Source organism: Azospira oryzae (genome assembly GCF_004217225.1).
Taxonomy (GTDB): domain Bacteria; phylum Pseudomonadota; class Gammaproteobacteria; order Burkholderiales; family Rhodocyclaceae; genus Azospira; species Azospira oryzae.
On sequence record NZ_SHKM01000002.1, the window covers coordinates 14,968 to 33,786 of the forward strand.

Annotated in this window: 24 protein-coding genes; 20 read left to right on the forward strand and 4 right to left on the reverse strand. The window is 65.5% G+C overall.

What is annotated here, in order from left to right; translation table 11 throughout:
* The first annotated feature begins 24 nt into the window (after positions 1–24).
* From EV678_RS09210 to slmA, 13 genes are all read left to right on the forward strand, one after another.
* Positions 25–1,269, forward strand: a complete 1,245-nt coding sequence (locus EV678_RS09210) for a type II secretion system F family protein (protein WP_014236420.1) — start codon at positions 25–27, stop codon at positions 1,267–1,269.
* A 2-nt stretch (positions 1,270–1,271) separates the two neighbouring features.
* Positions 1,272–2,126, forward strand: a complete 855-nt coding sequence (locus tag EV678_RS09215; RefSeq protein ID WP_130459326.1) for a prepilin peptidase — start codon at positions 1,272–1,274, stop codon at positions 2,124–2,126.
* Between the two features lie 98 nt (positions 2,127–2,224).
* Positions 2,225–2,497, forward strand: coding sequence for an FmdB family zinc ribbon protein (locus EV678_RS09220; protein WP_130459327.1), 273 nt, complete (start codon positions 2,225–2,227; stop codon positions 2,495–2,497).
* Complete coding sequence (locus EV678_RS09225; protein WP_014236417.1) at positions 2,476–3,117, forward strand: DUF502 domain-containing protein; 642 nt, start codon at positions 2,476–2,478, stop codon at positions 3,115–3,117. Before EV678_RS09220 ends, EV678_RS09225 begins: the two co-directional genes overlap by 22 nt.
* A gap of 30 nt (positions 3,118–3,147) precedes the next feature.
* Positions 3,148–4,947 carry an aspartate--tRNA ligase gene (gene aspS / locus EV678_RS09230; protein ID WP_130459328.1) on the forward strand — a complete coding sequence of 600 codons (1,800 nt, stop codon included), beginning with the start codon at positions 3,148–3,150 and terminating at the stop codon, positions 4,945–4,947.
* Between the two features lie 15 nt (positions 4,948–4,962).
* On the forward strand, positions 4,963–5,355 hold the full coding sequence (locus EV678_RS09235) for a guanyl-specific ribonuclease (protein WP_130459329.1): 393 nt from the start codon (positions 4,963–4,965) through the stop codon (positions 5,353–5,355).
* 3 nt (positions 5,356–5,358) lie between these two features.
* On the forward strand, positions 5,359–5,805 hold the full coding sequence (locus tag EV678_RS09240; protein WP_130459330.1) for a barstar family protein: 447 nt from the start codon (positions 5,359–5,361) through the stop codon (positions 5,803–5,805).
* The gene (gene nudB / locus EV678_RS09245) at positions 5,802–6,269 is read left to right on the forward strand and encodes a dihydroneopterin triphosphate diphosphatase (protein ID WP_130459331.1); all 468 of its coding nucleotides are present in this window, start codon (positions 5,802–5,804) and stop codon (positions 6,267–6,269) included. The genes EV678_RS09240 and nudB overlap by 4 nt, the downstream gene beginning before the upstream one ends.
* 168 nt (positions 6,270–6,437) lie before the next feature.
* Positions 6,438–6,782, forward strand: coding sequence for a hypothetical protein (locus tag EV678_RS09250; RefSeq protein ID WP_130459332.1), 345 nt, complete (start codon positions 6,438–6,440; stop codon positions 6,780–6,782).
* 85 nt (positions 6,783–6,867) lie between these two features.
* On the forward strand, positions 6,868–7,299 hold the full coding sequence (locus tag EV678_RS09255) for an Hsp20/alpha crystallin family protein (RefSeq protein WP_014236411.1): 432 nt from the start codon (positions 6,868–6,870) through the stop codon (positions 7,297–7,299).
* A gap of 97 nt (positions 7,300–7,396) precedes the next feature.
* The gene (argB, locus tag EV678_RS09260; protein ID WP_014236410.1) at positions 7,397–8,278 is read left to right on the forward strand and encodes an acetylglutamate kinase; all 882 of its coding nucleotides are present in this window, start codon (positions 7,397–7,399) and stop codon (positions 8,276–8,278) included.
* Positions 8,278–8,955: a pyrimidine 5'-nucleotidase gene (locus tag EV678_RS09265; RefSeq protein WP_130459333.1), complete on the forward strand. Its 678-nt coding sequence runs from the start codon at positions 8,278–8,280 to the stop codon at positions 8,953–8,955. The genes argB and EV678_RS09265 overlap by 1 nt, the downstream gene beginning before the upstream one ends.
* 32 nt (positions 8,956–8,987) lie before the next feature.
* Positions 8,988–9,584 (forward strand): nucleoid occlusion factor SlmA, encoded by a 597-nt coding sequence (gene slmA / locus EV678_RS09270; protein WP_130459334.1) that lies wholly within the window; start codon positions 8,988–8,990, stop codon positions 9,582–9,584.
* A gap of 67 nt (positions 9,585–9,651) precedes the next feature.
* Here the strand turns inward: slmA and hemB are convergent, their stop codons facing one another.
* A complete protein-coding gene (gene hemB / locus EV678_RS09275; RefSeq protein ID WP_207222247.1) occupies positions 9,652–10,662 on the reverse strand; it encodes a porphobilinogen synthase in 1,011 nt (336 codons plus the stop codon).
* Positions 10,663–10,851: 189 nt separating this feature from the next.
* Positions 10,852–11,610: a ribosome biogenesis GTP-binding protein YihA/YsxC gene (gene yihA / locus EV678_RS09280; RefSeq protein ID WP_130459335.1), complete on the reverse strand. Its 759-nt coding sequence runs from the start codon at positions 11,608–11,610 to the stop codon at positions 10,852–10,854.
* Between the two features lie 226 nt (positions 11,611–11,836).
* On the opposite strand from yihA, the gene EV678_RS09285 reads away from it, so the two are divergent.
* The 6 genes from EV678_RS09285 (at position 11,837) to EV678_RS09310 (ending at position 16,015) form a co-directional block, all read left to right on the forward strand.
* Entirely contained in the window at positions 11,837–12,478 is a 642-nt protein-coding gene (locus EV678_RS09285) for a c-type cytochrome (protein ID WP_014236405.1), read from the forward strand.
* A 177-nt stretch (positions 12,479–12,655) separates the two neighbouring features.
* Positions 12,656–13,039, forward strand: coding sequence for a COG4315 family predicted lipoprotein (locus tag EV678_RS09290; RefSeq protein WP_130459336.1), 384 nt, complete (start codon positions 12,656–12,658; stop codon positions 13,037–13,039).
* Positions 13,040–13,042: 3 nt separating this feature from the next.
* Positions 13,043–13,543 (forward strand): RNA polymerase sigma factor, encoded by a 501-nt coding sequence (locus EV678_RS09295; protein ID WP_130459337.1) that lies wholly within the window; start codon positions 13,043–13,045, stop codon positions 13,541–13,543.
* Positions 13,540–14,316 (forward strand): anti-sigma factor family protein, encoded by a 777-nt coding sequence (locus EV678_RS09300; protein WP_130459338.1) that lies wholly within the window; start codon positions 13,540–13,542, stop codon positions 14,314–14,316. Before EV678_RS09295 ends, EV678_RS09300 begins: the two co-directional genes overlap by 4 nt.
* Positions 14,317–14,362: 46 nt before the next feature.
* Complete coding sequence (msrP, locus tag EV678_RS09305) at positions 14,363–15,301, forward strand: protein-methionine-sulfoxide reductase catalytic subunit MsrP (protein WP_130459339.1); 939 nt, start codon at positions 14,363–14,365, stop codon at positions 15,299–15,301.
* 12 nt (positions 15,302–15,313) lie between these two features.
* Positions 15,314–16,015, forward strand: a complete 702-nt coding sequence (locus tag EV678_RS09310) for a protein-methionine-sulfoxide reductase heme-binding subunit MsrQ (RefSeq protein ID WP_130459340.1) — start codon at positions 15,314–15,316, stop codon at positions 16,013–16,015.
* 69 nt (positions 16,016–16,084) lie between these two features.
* On the opposite strand, the gene EV678_RS09315 is transcribed toward EV678_RS09310, so the two are convergent.
* Complete coding sequence (locus tag EV678_RS09315; protein WP_014236399.1) at positions 16,085–16,987, reverse strand: methyltransferase domain-containing protein; 903 nt, start codon at positions 16,985–16,987, stop codon at positions 16,085–16,087.
* A 5-nt stretch (positions 16,988–16,992) separates the two neighbouring features.
* Positions 16,993–18,000, reverse strand: a complete 1,008-nt coding sequence (gene bioB, locus EV678_RS09320; RefSeq protein WP_207222249.1) for a biotin synthase BioB — start codon at positions 17,998–18,000, stop codon at positions 16,993–16,995.
* Positions 18,001–18,148: 148 nt separating this feature from the next.
* On the opposite strand from bioB, the gene EV678_RS09325 reads away from it, so the two are divergent.
* Positions 18,149–18,811, forward strand: coding sequence for a ComF family protein (locus EV678_RS09325; protein WP_235832467.1), 663 nt, complete (start codon positions 18,149–18,151; stop codon positions 18,809–18,811).
* Positions 18,812–18,819: the final 8 nt, after the last annotated feature.

The following is an 18,819-nucleotide window of genomic DNA, read 5'->3' on the forward strand; positions in this document are numbered from 1 at the left end:
TAACCATTCAGAAAGAGGCCCCCCATGGCCACTGCCGGCAAAAACACACAAAACACCAAGCGTGCCGACCCAAGCATCAAGGAGTTCGTCTTTGTTTGGGAAGGCAAGGACAAGACCGGGAAAATCATCCGGGGGGAATTGCGTGCCACCAGCGAAACGGTGGTCCAGGCAACCCTGCGGCGCCAAGGCGTGCTGGTTACCAAGGTATCCAAGCAGCGTTTCAAGAGTGGCGGCAAGATCACCGACAAGGACATCACCCTGTTCACCCGGCAGTTGGCCACCATGATGAAATCTGGGGTGCCGCTACTCCAGGCCTTCGACATCGTTGGCAAAGGCCACTCAAACCCCGCTGTCGGGAAACTGCTCCTGGATATCAAGGCTGATGTCGAAACGGGTAGCGCTCTGAACCAAGCTTTCCGCAAGTACCCACTTTACTTCGACAGCCTATTCTGCAACTTGATCGGCGCCGGCGAGCAGGCCGGCATCCTCGATACACTCCTTGATCGACTCGCCATCTACAAGGAAAAAATCCTAGCCGTCAAAAGCAAGATCAAGTCAGCCCTGTTCTATCCAATTGCCGTCATTGTCGTAGCTTTTTGCATTACGGCTGTGATCATGATTTTTGTAATTCCTGCGTTCAAAGAGGTTTTCAAATCGTTTGGTGCGGACCTTCCTGCCCCGACACTGGTCGTAATAGCGATTTCTGACTTCTTCGTTGCCTATTGGTATTTGATCTTCGGCATATTGGGAGGGGGTATCTATTCCTTCCTGGAGTCGTGGAAGCGCTCCGAGGCCGTTCAGATTGCCATGGACAAGGCATTGCTGAGGATGCCGATTTTCGGCCCCCTCATACGGAAATCGGTTATCGCCAGATGGACGAGAACCCTGGCAACCATGTTTGCCGCCGGCGTTCCTCTGGTTGAGGCATTGGACTCAGTGGGCGGAGCCTCAGGCAACCACGTTTACAAAATGGCAACGCGTCAGATCCAAAGCGAAGTCAGTACCGGCACCAGCCTGACCAACTCAATGCAGAATGTGAACCTGTTCCCCAACATGGTGATCCAGATGGTTGCCATCGGTGAGGAATCTGGAGCCCTCGACTCAATGCTGTCCAAGGTTGCGGACTTCTTTGAAGCGGAAGTGGACGATTCTGTTGCGGCCCTCTCCAGCCTGATGGAGCCAATCATCATGGTCATTTTGGGGGTTCTCATCGGCGGCATGGTGGTGGCGATGTACCTGCCGATCTTCAAAATGGGCTCCGTGGTCTAAGTATGGAATTTTTACTACTGGAAAGTCCCGCCCTTGCCTCTGCTGTGGCCGGAATCCTGGGCCTCCTGGTCGGCAGCTTCCTCAACGTCGTCATCCACCGCCTGCCACGGATGATGGAGCGGGACTGGCACCTGCAGTGCGCCGAACTGCGGGGGGAAACGGCTCCGGAAAAGGAACGGCTGAGCCTCGCCGCCCCGGCCTCCCGCTGCCCCCATTGCGGCCACGCCATCCGGGCCTGGGAGAACATCCCGGTCCTCAGCTTCCTGCTCCTCAAAGGCCGCTGTTCCGGTTGCCAGGCCCCGATTTCCCTGCGCTACCCGTTGGTGGAGGCCTTCACGGGCCTGCTCTCCGCCTTCACGGTATGGCACTTCGGCCCGACCCTGGCAGCAGCTGCCGCCCTGTTGCTGCTGTGGGCCATGGTGGCCCTGACCGGCATCGACTTCGACACCCAGCTGCTGCCGGACTCCATCACCCTGCCCCTGGTCTGGCTCGGCCTGCTGTTCAACATCTCCGGCACCTTCACCGACATCAGCTCCGCCGTCATCGGCGCCATGGTCGGCTACCTGTCCCTGTGGAGCGTCTACTGGCTGTTCAAGCTGGCCACCGGCAAGGAAGGCATGGGCTACGGCGACTTCAAGCTGCTGGCGGCCATCGGCGCCTGGCTCGGCTGGCAGATGCTGCCCCTGACCATCCTGCTCTCCTCCCTGGTCGGTGCCGTCGTCGGCGTGGCCCTGATCGTGCTGGCCCGCAGGGGCCGCAACGTGCCCATTCCCTTCGGTCCCTATCTGGCTGCTGCAGGCTTGCTGGCCCTGTACTGGGGCCAGGAACTGACCCAGTCCTACCTGCGGCTGCTCTAGCCGCTTGAATTCTCCGGGTTTCACCCCCATTTTCCCAGCCGGGGCCTGCATAAGGCCGGCCCCGGTTCGGGTATAATTTCGCTTTTCCGGAGTTCCTCATGCCGATTTACGAATACCGTTGCCCCGCCTGCGGCCATCAGCAGGACCACATGCAGAAGATGAGCGACGCCCCCCTGACCGCCTGCCCCCAGTGCGGCAAGGACGGCTACGCCAAGCAGATTTCTGCCGCCGGCTTCCAGCTCAAGGGTTCCGGCTGGTACGCCACCGACTTCAAGGGCGGTAGCGGCGCCTCCCCGGCCAGCAGCAAAAAGGCCGACAACCCGCCGCCCTGCCAGGGCGGCGACGGAGCATGCGCGTGCGCGGGCAGCTGATCAAACGCTATTTCATCACCGGGCTGCTGATCTGGGTGCCCCTGGCCATTACGGCCTGGGTGCTGAACCTGATCATCGGCACCATGGATCAGTCGCTGCGGCTGCTGCCGGAGGCGATCCATCCGCGCAACCTGTTCGGCTTCGACATTCCGGGGGCCGGCGCCATCCTCACCCTGCTGATCATCCTCGTCACCGGGGTGGCGGCGGCCAACTTCATCGGCGAAAAACTGGTGCGCTGGTGGGAAAAGCTGCTGGCCCGCATCCCGGTGGTCAATTCGGTCTATAACAGCGTCAAGCAGGTTTCCGACACCCTCTTCTCCCAGAGCGGCCAGGCTTTCCGCAAGGCCCTGCTGGTGCAATACCCGCGCCAGGGCTCCTGGACCATCGCCTTCCTCACCGGCCAGCCCGGCGGCGACGTGGTCAATCACCTGGTGGGCGACTACGTCAGCGTCTATGTGCCGACCACGCCCAACCCCACTTCCGGCTTTTTCCTGATGCTGCCGCGCAGCGACACCATCGAACTGGAAATGAGCGTGGACGAGGCCCTCAAGTACATCATTTCCATGGGCGTCGTCGCACCGCCGGCCCGGCACCTGCCGCCGCCCCAGCCCCATCACTGAACCACAAGAATCAACCCTTCTGGAATCACCATGCGTACTCATTATTGCGGACAACTCAATTCCGGTCTGAACGGCCAGGAAGTCACCCTTTGCGGCTGGGCTCACCGGCGGCGCGACCACGGCGGCGTCATCTTCATCGACCTGCGGGACCGGGAAGGCCTGGCCCAGGTGGTGTGCGACCCGGACCGGGCCGACATGTTCAAGGTGGCCGAGTCCGTGCGCAACGAGTTCGTGCTGAAGATCACCGGCAAGGTCCGCCCCCGCCCCGAAGGCACCGTGAACCCCAACATGGCCAGCGGCGAGATCGAAATCCTCTGCCATGAAATCGAAGTGCTCAACGCCGCGGTGACGCCCCCGTTCCAGCTGGACGACGACAACCTGTCCGAGAACGTGCGCCTGACCAACCGGGTCATCGACCTGCGCCGGCCCCAGATGCAGAAGAACATGATGCTGCGCTACAAGACGGCCATGGCCTTCCGCCGCTTCCTCGACGGCCAGGGCTTCATCGACATCGAAACCCCCATGCTCACCAAGAGCACCCCGGAAGGCGCCCGCGACTACCTGGTGCCCTCCCGCGTGCATCCGGGCCAGTTCTTCGCCCTGCCCCAGTCCCCCCAGCTGTTCAAGCAGATGCTGATGGTGGCCGGCTTCGACCGCTACTACCAGATCACCAAGTGCTTCCGCGACGAAGACCTGCGCGCCGACCGCCAGCCCGAATTCACCCAGGTCGATATCGAGACCTCCTTCCTCAGCGAAGACCAGATCACCGCCATCATGGAAGAGATGGTGCGCTACGTCTTCAAGGAAGCCCTGGCCGTCGAACTGCCCGCCCCCTTCCCGCGCATGACTTACGCCGAAGCCATGAACCGCTTCGGCTCCGACAAGCCGGACCTGCGCGTCACCCTGGAACTGACCGAAGTCACCGACCTGGTGGCCGACGTGGCCTTCAAGGTCTTCTCCGGCCCGGCCACCAGCGGCGGCCGTGTCGCCGCCCTGCGCGTGCCCGGCGGTGCCAGCCTGACCCGGGGCGAGATCGACGAATACACCAAGTTCGTCGGCATCTACGGCGCCAAGGGCCTGGCCTACATCAAGGTCAATGACGCCTCCCAGCCCAACGAGACCGGTCTGCAGTCCCCCATCGTCAAGAACCTGCACGAAGCCGCCCTCAAGGGCATCCTGGAGCGCACCGGCGCCCAGTCCGGCGACCTGATCTTCTTCGGTGCCGACAAGACCAAGGTGGTGAACGACGCCCTCGGCGCCCTGCGCGTCAAGCTCGGCCACGAGAAGGGCTACCTCAACGGCAAGGCCTGGGAACCCCTGTGGGTGGTGGATTTCCCCATGTTCGAGTACGACGAGGACGACAAGCGCTGGACCGCCTGTCACCACCCCTTCACCAGTCCCAAGGACGGCCACGAGGAGTTCCTCTTCACCGATCCGGGCAAGTGCCTGGCCAAGGCCTATGACCTGGCCCTCAACGGCTGGGAAATCGGCGGCGGCTCCGTGCGTATCCACAAGGCCGACGTGCAGGCCAAGGTTTTCGAAGCCCTCAACATCGGTGCGGAAGAACAGCAGATCAAGTTCGGCTTCCTGCTGGACGCCCTCAAGTACGGCGCCCCGCCCCACGGCGGCCTGGCCTTCGGCCTGGATCGCATCGTCACCATGATGGCCGGCGCCGAATCCATCCGTGACGTCATCGCCTTCCCCAAGACCCAGCGCGCCCAGTGCCTGCTCACCGACGCTCCCTCCGACGTGGACGAGAAGCAGCTGAAGGAGCTGCACATCCGCCTGCGCCAGAAGGTGGAAGCCCAGGTCGAAGTCAGCAAGGGCTAAAGCAAGCCCGCCACCATGCGCCGCTCCCGCCTCCTGTCCTCCCTGCTGGCCGGCCTGGCCCTGCTGGGCGGGCTGCTGGCGGGGCCGGCCGCGGCCCGGGAACCCAATCCCGGCCCGGCTTTCGGCGATACCAGCGTCTCCGTCCAGGAGCTGCCGGCCGAGGCCCGCAGCACCCTCAACCTGATCCATCGCGGCGGCCCCTTCCCCTACCCTAAGGACGGCAGCACCTTCGGCAACTTCGAACGGCGCCTGCCCCTGCAGCCCCGGGGCTACTACCGCGAGTACACGGTGGACACCCCCGGCGCCCGTAACCGGGGCGCCCGCCGCCTCATCGCCGGCGGCCAGCCGCCGGTGGTCTTCTACTACACCGACGACCACTACCGCAGCTTCCGTCGTCTGCGGGACTGAACCATGACCGGCAAACCATCCCGCACGCCCGACTTTCCCGCCCTGCTGGCCAAGGCCGACCTGGCCGGCCCCTACCGCCTGCGCCCGGACCAGGCGCCGACCGCTCTGGCCGCCGCCCGGCAGCTGGGCCTGAGCGTGGCCGAGATCGGCCTGGACGGCGACTTCCTCGCCGAGCTGGGACGGCAGTTGCAATTCCCCGAACACTACGGCGCCAATTTTGACGCCCTCTATGACTGCCTCACCGACCTGGCGGCCAGCCCGGGCCAGGGCTGTCTGCTGCTGTTCACCGGCGCCCCTGCCGCGGGCGTGGATGAAGATGACGAGGGCAGCCCGGTGGACACCCTCATCGCCGTGCTGCAGGCCGCCGGCGACGAATGGCGGGAGCAGGGCCGCCCCCTGTGGGCCCTCTTCGCCGTCCCCGGCCTGGCCCTGGATTCCCTGCCGGCGTGAGCGCCACCCCGGGCGAAACGCCCAAGCCCTACAAGCGGCCCGTTTCCGTCCTGGTGCTGATCCACACTCCGGAGCGGCAGATTCTCCTGCTCGAGCGCGCCTCCCACCCGGGCTACTGGCAGTCCGTCACCGGCAGCCAGGAGGGCGACGAGCCCCTCGACGCCACGGCCCGGCGCGAGGTGCTGGAGGAAACCGGCATCGACATCGCCGGCGAAGGCCTGCCCCTGCGCAACTGGCAGCAGAGCCACGTCTTCGAGATCTTTCTCGAATGGCGCCATCGCTACGCCCCCGGCGTCACCCACAACACCGAGCACGTCTATTCCCTGGAGCTGCCGGCGCCCCGGCCGGTGACCCTGGCACCGGGCGAACACCTGGACTACTGCTGGCTGCCGTGGCAGGAGGCTGCTGACAAGGTCTTCTCCTGGACCAACCGGGACGCCATTCTCCAGCTGGCCCGGCCCTAGAGGCCCAAGGGACGGCCATCCCAGGCCGCTACTGCCGCAACGCACCACCACGCCTTGCCCTGCCGGCACCCCGGCTCGTCATGCCCGTCCCTTTTTGATGTCAGCCCTGGCGCTGCTGGTGGCCTTCGTGCTTCCATTGGTCATCGTCATTCCCGTCCCATCTCCGCCATGCGCCGTCCCGCCCTGTTCTGCCTGCTGCTCCTCAGTTCCTCCCTGGTCCTGGCCCACGGCCATCCGGTGGCGGTGGCCGACGACCACCCGGAGGCGCCGCGCCTGAAGCTGTGCAACCGGGCCGAGGACGTAGCCCTGCAGGCCCTCGGCGACCGAGACAAGAGACGTCCCCTGCGCCCCCTGCCGGCCGAAGAGGCCCATGCCACTTTTCTCCAGTCCCTGGCGCGCCAGGTCTATGAGGAGCCCCAGATCCGCAGCCCCAAGTTCGCCCAGAGCCTGGCCCGGGGCCGCTGCAACGAGTACTGGGAAGCCCGCGGGGAGGGGCAGAACGCACGCCCTTGAAAAGTTTTTGCCATGCCCTATATAGGAAACAGAAGGTGCCGTATGGATATGGCATCCGCCCTGAGTCCTTGAAGGAGAGATCATCATGAGCAATCACCTGACCCGCCTCAGCCAAGCCGGACTGGACCCGCTCGACGACCTGTTCCGGGGTTTCTTCGTGCGCCCGGTGGAGTTTTCCAACCAGACCCAGGCGCCCAGCATCAAGATGGACGTCAAGGAAGATGAAAAGGCCTATCTGGTACACGCCGAACTGCCGGGCGTGAAGAAGGAGGACATCCATGTCCATGTGGAAGGCAACACCGTGGCCATCAGCGCCGAGGTCAAGCAGGAGAAGGAAGTGAAGGAAGGCCAGCGCCTGCTGCGCTCCGAACGCTACTTCGGCAAGGTTTCCCGCTCCTTCCAGGTGGCCCAGGACATCGATGACGCCCAGGCTTCCGCCAGGTTCAACGACGGCGTGCTGGAACTGACCCTGCCCAAACGGGCAGCCGCCAGCAGCAAGCGCCTCACCATCGACTGAGCCTGCACCGCTCCCCAGACAGCCGGCAGCCACTGCCGGCTTTTTCTTTCCGCCCCCCGGCGGGTAGAATTCCCGGGTCTTTCATTCGGGAAACACCATGACCACCCCCACCCCCGCCCAGCAGGCCGCCATCCTGGCCGAAGCCCTGCCCTACATCAAGCGCTTCCACGGCCGCACCATCGTCGTCAAATACGGCGGCAACGCCATGACCGACGAGCACCTCAAGCAATGCTTCGCCCGGGACGTGGTGCTGCTGAAGCTGGTGGGCATGAACGTGGTGGTGGTCCATGGCGGCGGCCCCCAGATCGAGAACATGCTCGGCCGGGTCGGCAAGAAGGGCGAATTCATCCAGGGCATGCGCGTCACCGACGCCGAAACCATGGAAGTGGTGGAAATGGTCCTGGGCGGCCAGGTGAACAAGGACGTGGTCAATCTCATCAACCGCGCCGGCGGCAAGGCCGTGGGCCTCACCGGCAAGGATGGCGGCATGATCCGGGCCAAGAAGCTGCTGCTGCCGAACAAGGAAAACCCCGACGACCTGATCGACGTGGGCCAGGTGGGCGACATCGTGCAGATCGACCCCTCCCTCATCGGCAACCTGGAAGGCGCCGGCTTCATCCCGGTGATCGCCCCCATCGGTGTCGGCAAGGACGGCGAAACCTACAACATCAATGCCGACGTGGTGGCCGGCAAGGTGGCCGAGGTGCTCAAGGCCGAGAAGCTGGTGCTGCTGACCAACACCCCCGGGGTGCTGGACAAGGCCGGCCAGCTGATCACCGGCATCACCCCCAAGCAGATTGACGACATGGTGGAGGACGGCACCCTCTCCGGCGGCATGCTGCCCAAGATCAGCTCCGCCCTGGATGCCGCCCGCAACGGCGTGAAGAGCGTGCACATCATCGACGGCCGGGTGGAACATGCCCTGCTGCTGGAAATCCTCACCGACCACGGCGTCGGCACCATGATCAAGAGCCACTGATGGCCATGCCCCGGGGCTGGCGGCAGGGTGGCCAGCCGGTCTGGATCTTCGATCTGGACAACACCCTGCACAACGCCAGCCCCCACATCTTCCCCCACATCAACCGGGCCATGACCGCCTACATCCAGCGCCACCTGGCCCTGGACGAGGCGGCCGCCCAGGCCCTGCGCCAGGACTACTGGCACCGCTACGGCGCCACCCTGCTGGGCCTGATCCGGCACCACGACATCGACCCCCACCATTTCCTGCGGGAAACCCACGACCTGGAGGTATTGCTGCCCGGCATCGTCTTCCAGCGGGGGGTCAAGGCCATGCTGCAGCGCCTGCCGGGGCGCAAGATCGTCTTCTCCAACGGTCCCCAGCACTACACCGAGGCCGTGCTCGAGGCCACCGGCATCGCCGGCTGCTTCGCCGCCGCCTATTCGGTGGAGCGGGTACGTTTCCGGCCCAAGCCCGAGAGCCACGGCTTTCGCCACCTGTTCCGGGCCGAGGGCCTGAATCCGCACCGCTGCATCATGGTGGAGGACAGCCTGCCGAATCTGGCCACGGCCAAACGGCTCGGCCTGAAGACCGTCTGGGTGAGCACTGACTCCGCCGCCAGACTGCGCCAGCCGGCCTATGTGGACGTCACCCTGCGCAACATCCTGGACCTGCCCCGGGCCCTGCGCCAGCTATAATTTCCCCACCAACAACAAGGGGGAGAAGCACCATGGCCAGCAAGCCCGGCGAACGCAAGCTGCAGATTCTGCAAACCCTGGCGGCCATGCTGGAACAACCCCAGGGCGAGAAAATCACCACGGCAGCCCTGGCCGCCCGCCTCGAATGCTCCGAGGCCGCCCTCTACCGCCACTTCGCCAGCAAGGCCCAGATGTTCGAGGGCCTCATCGAGTTCATCGAGACCAGCCTGCTGGGCCTCATCAACCAGATCACGGCGGAAGAGGAAATGGGCCTGAAGCAGGTGGAACTGATCCTGCACCTGCTGCTGGGCTTTGCCCAGCGCAACCGGGGTATGACCCGGGTCCTCACCGGCGATGCCCTGGTGCACGAAAACGAGCGCCTGCAGGCCCGCATCAACCTGCTGCTGGAGAAGCTGGAGGCAGCCCTGCGGCAATCCCTCAAGGTGGCGGCCACCCAGGAGGGCCTGAGCCCCGCCACCGACTTCGCCGCCCTGGCCAACCTGCTGCTGTGCCACGTCAGCGGCCGCTGGCAGCAATACGCCAAGAGCGGCTTCAGCCGGGAGCCCCTGGCCCAATGGCCCCAGCAATGGCCCATGCTGTACGGGGCCTGCCTCAGCCAGGCAGCCTGACTTCCAATCGCCATGGACAATGAAAAAGGGCGCCGCAGCGCCCTTTTTCATTGGAGTAAGCGACCGCTTACTTGCGCAGCCACTCCGCCGCGTCCAGGGCGAAGTAGGTGAGGATGCCGTCGGCACCGGCCCGCTTGAAGGACAGCAGGGCCTCCAGGACGCAGGCCTCCTCGGCCAGCCAGCCGTTCTGGATGGCGGCCTTGAGCATGGCGTACTCGCCGCTCACCTGGTAGGCGTAGGTCGGCACGCCGAACTGCTCTTTGACCCGGCGCACGATGTCCAGATAGGGCATGCCCGGCTTCACCATCACCATGTCGGCACCCTCTTCCAGGTCCTGGGCCACTTCCCGCAGGGCCTCGTCCGTATTGGCCGGGTCCATCTGGTAGGTGTACTTGTTGCCCTTGCCCAGGTTGGCAGCGGAGCCGACGGCGTCCCGGAAGGGGCCGTAGAAGGCGGAGGCGTACTTGGCGGAATAGGCCAGGATGCGGGTGTAGATCAGCTTTTCCGCTTCCAGGGCCTGGCGGATGCTGCCGATGCGGCCATCCATCATGTCGGAGGGCGCCACCACGTCGGCGCCGGCCTGGGCGTGGCAGACAGCCTGCTTGATCAGCACTTCCACGGTCTCGTCGTTGAGCACGTAGCCGCTGGCGTCGATCAGCCCGTCCTGGCCATGGATGGTGTAGGGGTCCAGGGCCACGTCGGTGATGACGCCCAGCTCCGGGAATTCCTTCTTCAGGGCCTGCACCACGGTGGGCACCAGGCCTTCCGGATTGTAGGCCTCGGCCGCATCCAGGCTCTTGCGGCTGCCGTCCACCACCGGGAACAGGGCCAGGGCGGGCACGCCCAGCTTGAGGGCGCGCTCGGCGGTATGCAGCAGCAGGCCCAGGCTCTGGCGGCAGACGCCGGGCATGGAGGCGACGGCTTCGCTGCGCTGGCTGCCTTCGAGGACGAAAACGGGATAGATCAGGTCGTCCGCAGTGAGCACGGACTCACGCATCAGACGACGGGAGAAATCATCGCGGCGCATGCGCCGCATGCGAGTGGCGGAGAACTTTCCGGGGATGGTTTGGCTAGTCATGGCAGGCGGTTCTGAACCCAGTAAAAAATTTTCAAAAAAATTGCACGGTTTGGGAACTTCTCTCCCCCAAGGCCTCTCTTAGAACGCAGATGGCTCACACCGTCTCCCGCTTTACCTCCCTGAGCGGGTGCCTTAATCAAGTTAATTAAGGCATTTCGGCCCCCGGTTACCCCTTTACCGGGGGCTTTTTTATTTCTGTGCCGGAGCCTTGGCCGGCTTCGGTTTGGCCGGCTTGCCCCCCGCCAGCACGGCTTTCTTGTTGCCCGGGGCGTGGGTCCGGTTCTGCTTGGCGCCGGCGGCGCTCTTGGCCGAACGGATCGGCCGGGGCGGCGGCGCCGGGCGCGGCGGCGGCACTTCCATGCCCATCCAGCCGGCGATCACCTTCTCCGCTTCCTCGACGCCGGTCTTCTTCAGGCTGGAGAACAGCTGGACGGTGCAACGTTCCCCCAGATCGGCCATGGCGGCCTTGACCTGACGCAAAACCAGGGACTGTTCCTGCCGCGTCAGCTTGTCCGCCTTGGACAGCATGATGTGCAGGGGCTTGCCCGTGGCGGCAAACCAGTCGATCAGGTTCTGGTCCAGCTCCGTCAGGGGATGGCGGCTGTCCATGATCAGCACCAGGCCGGACAACGGCCCGCGATGCTGCAGGTAGGGGCCGAGCAGGCCCTCCCACTGGGAACGGATTTCCTCCGGCGCCTTGGCATAGCCGTAGCCGGGCAGGTCCACCAGGAACTTGCCCTCTTCCAGCTTGAAGAAGTTCAGGTGCTGGGTACGGCCGGGGGTTTTGGAAACGAAAGCCAGCCGGGTGTGGTTGGCCAGGGTATTGATGGCGGACGACTTGCCGGCGTTGGAACGACCGGCAAAAGCCACCTCCGCCAGGGCGTCCTCGGGCAGATCCCGCAAATGGGCGACGGTGGTTAAAAAAACCGCCTTTTGAAACAGGGCCATGGTGGGCCTTCTCCTTTTTCCGCTCCTCGCTTCGGAGCACCGAAGTGATATAGAATAGCAGGGTTTCGGCTTTTGCTTTCACGGGGTTCAGCCCCCAGGCGAGGCAAACTCCGGCCGCAGCAATGCTCAAAGAATAACCCTGGCCTCCCGGGAGGGGCCGCGCGATCCCGCTCCGGCGGCCTAGCGTCTATACCGAATTTTTTGGATCGATAGAAGGAGTTTGGACATGATTCGCACCACGGCTCTGGCGCTTCTGCTCGCCGCCAGCTTCACCGCCCACGCCAACCCGGAAGCTGCTGCCAAACCGGACCCCGCCAAGGGCAAGCCCATTGCTGAAGCCGTCTGCGGCGCCTGTCACGGCACCGACGGCAACAGCCTGGCTGCCGCCAACCCCAACCTGGCCGGCCAGATCCCCGAATACATCGTCAAACAGCTGTCCAACTTCAAGCCCGGTGCCGACGGCAAGGCGCCCCTGCGCAACAACGCCATCATGGCCGGCATGGCCGCCACCCTGGCCACCGAAGACGACATGAAGAACGTGGCCGCCTACTTCGCCGCCCAGACCCTGAAGCCCCAGGTGGCCAAGGACGAAAAGCTGGTGGCCCAGGGCCAGAAGCTGTGGCGCGCCGGCGACGTGAAGAAGGGCATCCCCGCCTGTGCCGGCTGTCACGGCGCTGCCGGTGCCGGCCTGCCCGCCCAGTTCCCCCGTCTGGCCGGCCAGTGGGCTGAATACACCGAGAACCAGCTGAAGACCTTCCGCTCCGGCGAGCGCGGCAACGATCCGGAAAAGATGATGCGCACCATCGCTGCCAAGATGAGCGATCAGGAAATCAAGGCCGTGGCCGAGTACGCTGCCGGCCTGCGCTAAGCCGCACTCCCAGCAGCACCGAAAAGGGTGGCATTTGCCACCCTTTTCTTTTTCCGCGGCATTTTTTCCGGCGCCGGCGGTCCTACCGCCAGCCACGGAAATTATTTGTCGCCGGAGGGAATTGGCGGCCGGGGATTTCCGTATATCCGTATGCAACATCACCCTACGGAGATCACCATGAAAATCCACACCTGCATCGCCGGCATCGTTCTCGCCACCGGACTGGCCGCCTGCGCCAGTTACGGCGGCGGCCCCGCTCCAGCCATGGTCGCCCAAGACGCCCTCACCGGCAGCAACGGCATGACCCTCTACGTCTTCGACAAGGACCCGGCGGACGGCAGCAAGAGCGTCTGCAACGGCCCCTGTGCCAGCAACTGGCCGCCCCTGTTCGCCAACGAGATGGACCGGGCCAACGGCCACTTCAGCGTCCTTACCCGGGACGACGGCAAGAAGCAGTGGGCCTACCGGGGCAAACCCCTCTACTACTGGATCAAGGACCAGAAGCCGGGAGACCGCAGCGGCGACGGCGTAAACAACGTCTGGCACGTGGCCAAGCCCTGAACCATGGAGGAAGCGCCGCTCCTGGCCGAGATTCCCCGGCTACGCCGCTACGCCCGGGCCCTGGTGGGCGACCGGGCGGCGGCGGACGACCTGGTGCAGGACACCCTGGAACGAGCCTGGAGCCGGCGCCACAGCTGGCAGGATGACCGCCCGCTACGTCCCTGGCTGTTCTCCATCATGCACAACCTGCGCCTGGATCAGCTGCGCCGCCCCGGCATCGCCCCCCAGTCACTGGACGAGCGAATCCCGGAACCGGGTACCCGGCCCACCCAGAGCGACGCCCTGGAACTGGCCGACCTGGCGGCAGCCCTCTACCGCCTGCCGGAGGAGCAACGGGCGGTGATCCTGCTGGTGGCACTGGAAGACATGAGCTACGACGCCATTGCCCAGACCCTGGCCATCCCCCGGGGCACCGTCATGTCGCGCCTCTTTCGCGGCCGCGAGCATCTGCGCCGCCTCATGGCGCCGGAGTCCGGCGTCACCCATTTGAGGGTCGTACCATGACGCCCCAACCCATTCACGAAGACGAACTCCAGGCCTGGGCGGACCGGCGCCTGCCCGCCGAGCGGCAAACTCAGGTGGAGTCGTACCTGGAACAACATCCCGACACCCACGCCCGACTGCAGGCCTACCAGGCCCAGAACCGGGCCCTGCAGTCCCTCTTCCAGCCGGTGCTGGAGGAGGACATTCCGGAGCACCTGCAGGAACTGCCGCGGCCGGCGCCCCTCCTCCGGCAGCGCTTCCTCACCTGGCCCTGGCAGAGCGCCGCCGCGGTACTGCTGGTGCTGTCGGGCGCCCTGGCCGGCTGGCAGGCCCATACCTACCTGCCGTCGCCCAGCCTGGCTGCAGCCCTGCCCCGCCAGGCGGCCATCGCCCACGCGGTGTATACACCGGAGGTGCGCCACCCGGTGGAAGTCGGCGCCGACCAGGAAACCCATCTGGCCGCCTGGCTGTCGAAACGGCTCGGCGCCCCCCTGCGCCCGCCCCGCCTCGGCGCCCAGGGCTTCGAACTGGTGGGCGGGCGCCTGCTGCCGGGCGGCCAGGGCCCTGTGGCCCTGTTCATGTACCAGGACGGGGGCGGCCAGCGCCTGACCCTCTATGTCAGCGGCGAAGGCAGCGGCAGTGGCGACACCTCCTTCCGTTTCAGCCGGGAAGGGGACGTCAGCGTTTTCTACTGGGTGGACGGTGGCTTCGGCTATGCTTTGTCCGGCACGCTGGACAAGGCAAGCCTGGGCACCATCGCCACCCAGGTCTATCAACAACTGGAAGCCCGCTAGGCCGGCCCGCCCCGAGCCTGCCCAATCCTCACCTCCGGAGCCGCCCATGCTGATCCGCCGCCCCCCCGACCTGCTGCCATCCGAGATTACGCCGGAGCCCCTGGCCCGGGGTCGCCGTGCCCTGCTCAAAGGCCTCGGCGCCGGCGCCGCCCTGGCCGGTCTGGGGCTGCCCCAGATCAGCCAGGCCGGCAGCCTCGGCACCCTGCGCCCCAGCCCCTTGAGCAGCGACGAAAAGCTGACGCCCCTCAAGTCGGTCACCGGCTACAACAACTTCTACGAGTTCGGCACGGACAAGGAAGACCCGGCCCGCCACGCCCCCGGCCGCCTCAAGACCCAGCCGTGGACCGTCACCGTGGAAGGGGAGATCAAGCGACCCCGCACTTTTTCCATCGACGACCTGCTGAAGCTGGCGCCCCTGGAAGAGCGCATCTACCGCATGCGCTGTGTCGAAGGCTGGAGCATGGTGATTCCCTGGGTCGGTTTTCCCCTGGCGGAGCTGATCCGCCAGGTGGAGCCCAACGGCCAGGCTCGCTTTGTCGAATTCGTCACCCTGGCGGACCCCCAGCAGATGCCCGGCGTCCGCTCGCCCCTGCTGGACTGGCCCTATGTGGAAGGACTGCGCCTGGACGAGGCCCAGCACCCCCTGACCCTGCTGGCCGTCGGCCTCTACGGCGAGGTGCTGCCGGCCCAGAACGGCGCGCCGATCCGTCTGGTGGTGCCGTGGAAGTACGGCTTCAAGAGCGCCAAGTCCATCGTGCGCATCCGCTTTGTCCGCGAACAGCCCCGCAGCACCTGGATGAAGGCCGGCCCCAGCGAATACGGCTTCTACTCCAACGTCAATCCGGCGGTGGACCATCCCCGCTGGAGCCAGGCGACGGAGCGCCGCATCGGCGAATTCATCAAGCGCAAAACCCTTCCCTTCAACGGTTACGCCGACCAGGTGGCCGGCCTCTACAGCGGCATGGACCTGCGCCGCTTCTTCTGACATCTTCCGCCCATGACCTTCCAGCCCACCCCACGCCAACTTACCGCCATCAAGGCCGCCCTGTTCCTGCTCACCCTGCTGCCGGCCCTGCACTATGCCCACGGCCTGTGGTCGGACAGCCTTGGGGCCAATCCCATCGAAGCCCTGACCCGGGGCATGGGCATCTGGACCCTCAACTTCCTCTTTCTCACCCTGTGCGTCTCGCCCCTGCGCAAGCTCTCCGGCTGGCACTGGCTGCTGCGCCTGCGCCGCATGCTGGGGCTGACGGCCTTCGCCTACGGTTGCCTGCACTTGCTCACCTACCTCTGGCTGGATCAGTTCTGGGACGTGGACGCCATCGCCCGGGACATCTGGAAGCGCCCCTTCATCACCGTCGGCGCCACCGCCTTCCTGCTGATGCTGCCCCTGGCCCTGACCTCCAGCCACGCCGCCATCCGCAGCCTCGGCGGCAAGCGCTGGCAGAGCCTGCACCGGGCCGTCTATGCGGTAGCGATCCTGGGGGTGGTGCATTACCTGTGGCTGGTGAAACGGGTGGCCCTGCTGGACCCCATCATCTACGCCCTGGTCCTGGCCATCCTGCTGGGATGGCGCGTGGTGGAACGCATCCGGCTGAACGGCCCCTGGCCGACCCGCAGCACGCCGCCGGCAGTGCAGCCTGTCGTCTTCATGAAGCGGGACGCGGCGGCGGCCCTGGGGGTGCCGAAGAAGCGCTAAAACAAAGGGCCCTGGGCACTCGTGCGCCCAGGGCCCGCCAGTATCGGGAAGATGGGGAAGGCTTGACCGCTAGGGGCGGTTTCGATCGAAGCGGACGATGCTGCGCCCGTCGGCAGTCTTCTTCGGCGCAGTTTTCCAGGCGTGGCCGTAGACCACCTCCAGCGTCACCGGCACCCGGCCGTCCCTGGCCTTGGCGGCAAAGGCGGCGGCTGCCTGGCGCCACAGACGGGGCGTCATCAGGCCGTGGCGGCGCGCCGTCATGGCGACGGTGTCGCCGGCGGCCTTCAGTTCGGCAGCCAGGGCGTCAAAGTCCGGATAGGTCAGGGTGAGGATTTCCATATCCATCACCGGATCGGCGAAACCGCAATGGACCAGCAGATCGCCCCAGTCGTGCATGTCGATGAAGCGCTGGGTGTGGGCGTAGCCATCACCGAAGGCGGCCCGCAGTTCCTTCAGCGTATCCGGGCCGAAGGTGGAAAACATCAGCAGCCCCCCGACTTCCAGGGTGCGATGCAATTCCTTGAGCACCGGTTCCGGGTCATTCACCCAGTGCAGCATGAGGTTGGACCAGAGCAGGGAGAAACTGCCGCCGGCAAAGGGCAGCCGGGCCGCCTCGCCGCCCGCCAGGGCCGGCCCCCGGGAGCCACCGCCGAGCCAGGCGGGAAGCCGGGAAAGCAACGGGCCGCTGGCCGGATGCTGGCGCCGGGCCTGGTCCAGCATGGCCGGCACGGCGTCCACACCAACGGTAAGGGCCTGGGGATAGCGGGCCTGGAGAGGCGCCAGGTCGGCGCCGGTGGCGCAGCCCAGATCGAGGATGCGCGCCGGTTCCAGGCGCACGTAGTCGAGACGTTCGGCCATGCGGCCGCCCACTTCCCGGGCGACAAAGGCGGCGCCGTCGTAGCCGGCGGCGGCACGCGCAAAGGCGCGCCGCACCTGGCGGTCGTCCACCAGGGGAGCCGCGGCCTGTTCCATGGGATTTAGACGGGCTTGAGGCCGAGCTTGGCGAACATGGCGTCGTCCTGGTCGGCCTGGGAGTTGCCGGTGGTCAGGAGCGCTTCGCCGTAGAAGATGGAATTGGCACCGGCCAGGAAGCACAGGGTCTGCAGTTCCTCGCTCATCTCGTGGCGACCGGCGGAGAGGCGCACATAGGAGGTGGGCATGGTGATGCGGGCGGCGGCGATGGTGCGCACGAACTCGATGCCGTCCACCGGATTGACGTTGGCCAGGGGCGTGCCGGGAATCGGCACCAGGTTGTTGATGGGCACGGATTCCGGTGCCTTGGGCAGGTTGGCCAGCTGGGCGATGAGGGCCGCCCGGTTCTTGCGGGTCTCGCCCATGCCGATGATGCCGCCGGAACAGACGTTGATGCCGGCATCCCGCACCTGCTCCAGGGTGTCGATGCGGTCTTCCTGGCAATGGCTCTTGATCACCTGGCCGTAGAATTCCTTGTCCGTGTCCAGGTTGTGGTTGTAGTAGTCGAGGCCGGCATCCTTCAGCTTTTCGGCCTGGCCGTCCTTGAGCATGCCCAGGGTGACGCAGGTCTGCAGACCCAGGGCCTTGACGGCGGAAATCATTTCGGTGACCTTGTCCAGGTCCTTGTCCTTCGGACCGCGCCAGGCGGCGCCCATGCAGAAGCGGGATGCGCCCCGGTCCTTGGCGGACTGGGCGGCCTTGAGCACGTCATCCAGGGGCAGCAGGGCTTCCCGCTCCACGTCGGTGCTGTAGCGGGCGGACTGGGAACAGTAGCCGCAGTCCTCGGAACAGCCGCCGGTCTTCACGGAGAGCAGGGTGGAACGCTGAATCGCATTGGGGTCGAAGTTTTCCCGGTGCACCTGCTGGGCGCGGAAGACCAGGTCCATGAAAGGCAGATCGAACAGGGCCTGCACCTGCTCCAGGCTCCACACCGGCTTGTCGGTGGCAGCATGGGCGGAAGCACTATTGGCGGCGGGAGAAGTGGTGGAAACGGCGGCTGCGACTGCATTCATGGCAAAACCTTTGCGAAAAACCCTACTGGCATCCATACTATTAAGTATGGCTCATAATTATGAATAATCCCGGAGCACGGGTGAAATGTCAATTGTAGCCCAAAGCCGGAAAGTCCTCGGGCGGGCCTGGAAATTCGCTTTGAATTCAGTGCTTCCGGCCAGTTGCCTGCTGTGCCACAACCGCTGTGAGGAAGGCATGCTGTGCGCCGCCTGCCATGACGACCTGCCGCTGCTCGGCGCCAATGCCTGTCCCCGCTGCGCCGAACCCGGCACCGGCGGCCTGACCTGTGGCCACTGCCAGAAGCAGCCTCCCCACTTCGACCGCGCCTGGGCCCCATGGCGTTACGAGCATCCCGTGGACCGGCTGATCCAGGCCTTCAAATATCAGGGCCAACTGGGGCTGGCACCCCTCTTCGCCGAAGGGCTGGCGCGACAGCTGGCACCCCTGGCCGACCAGTGGGACGCCATCGTGCCCCTGCCCCTGCATGGGGAGCGGATGGGCGAGCGGGGCTTCAACCAGAGTCTGGAACTGGGCAAGCACCTGGGCCGGCTGCTGAACCTGCCGGTCCTGTCCCAGGTCTGCCAACGGACGCGAGCGACAACGGCCCAGGCAGAACTGCCCATCGACAAGCGCCACGCCAACGTCCGCGGCGCCTTTCATTGCACCGCCGCCCTCGACGGCCAGCGGCTGCTCCTGCTTGACGACGTCCTCACCACCGGCGCCACCCTCTCAGAATGTGCCAGAACCCTGAAACTGCATGGCGCACGACAGGTGGATGTAGGCGTCATTGCCCGCACCTGTCATCATTAGCCTTTTTT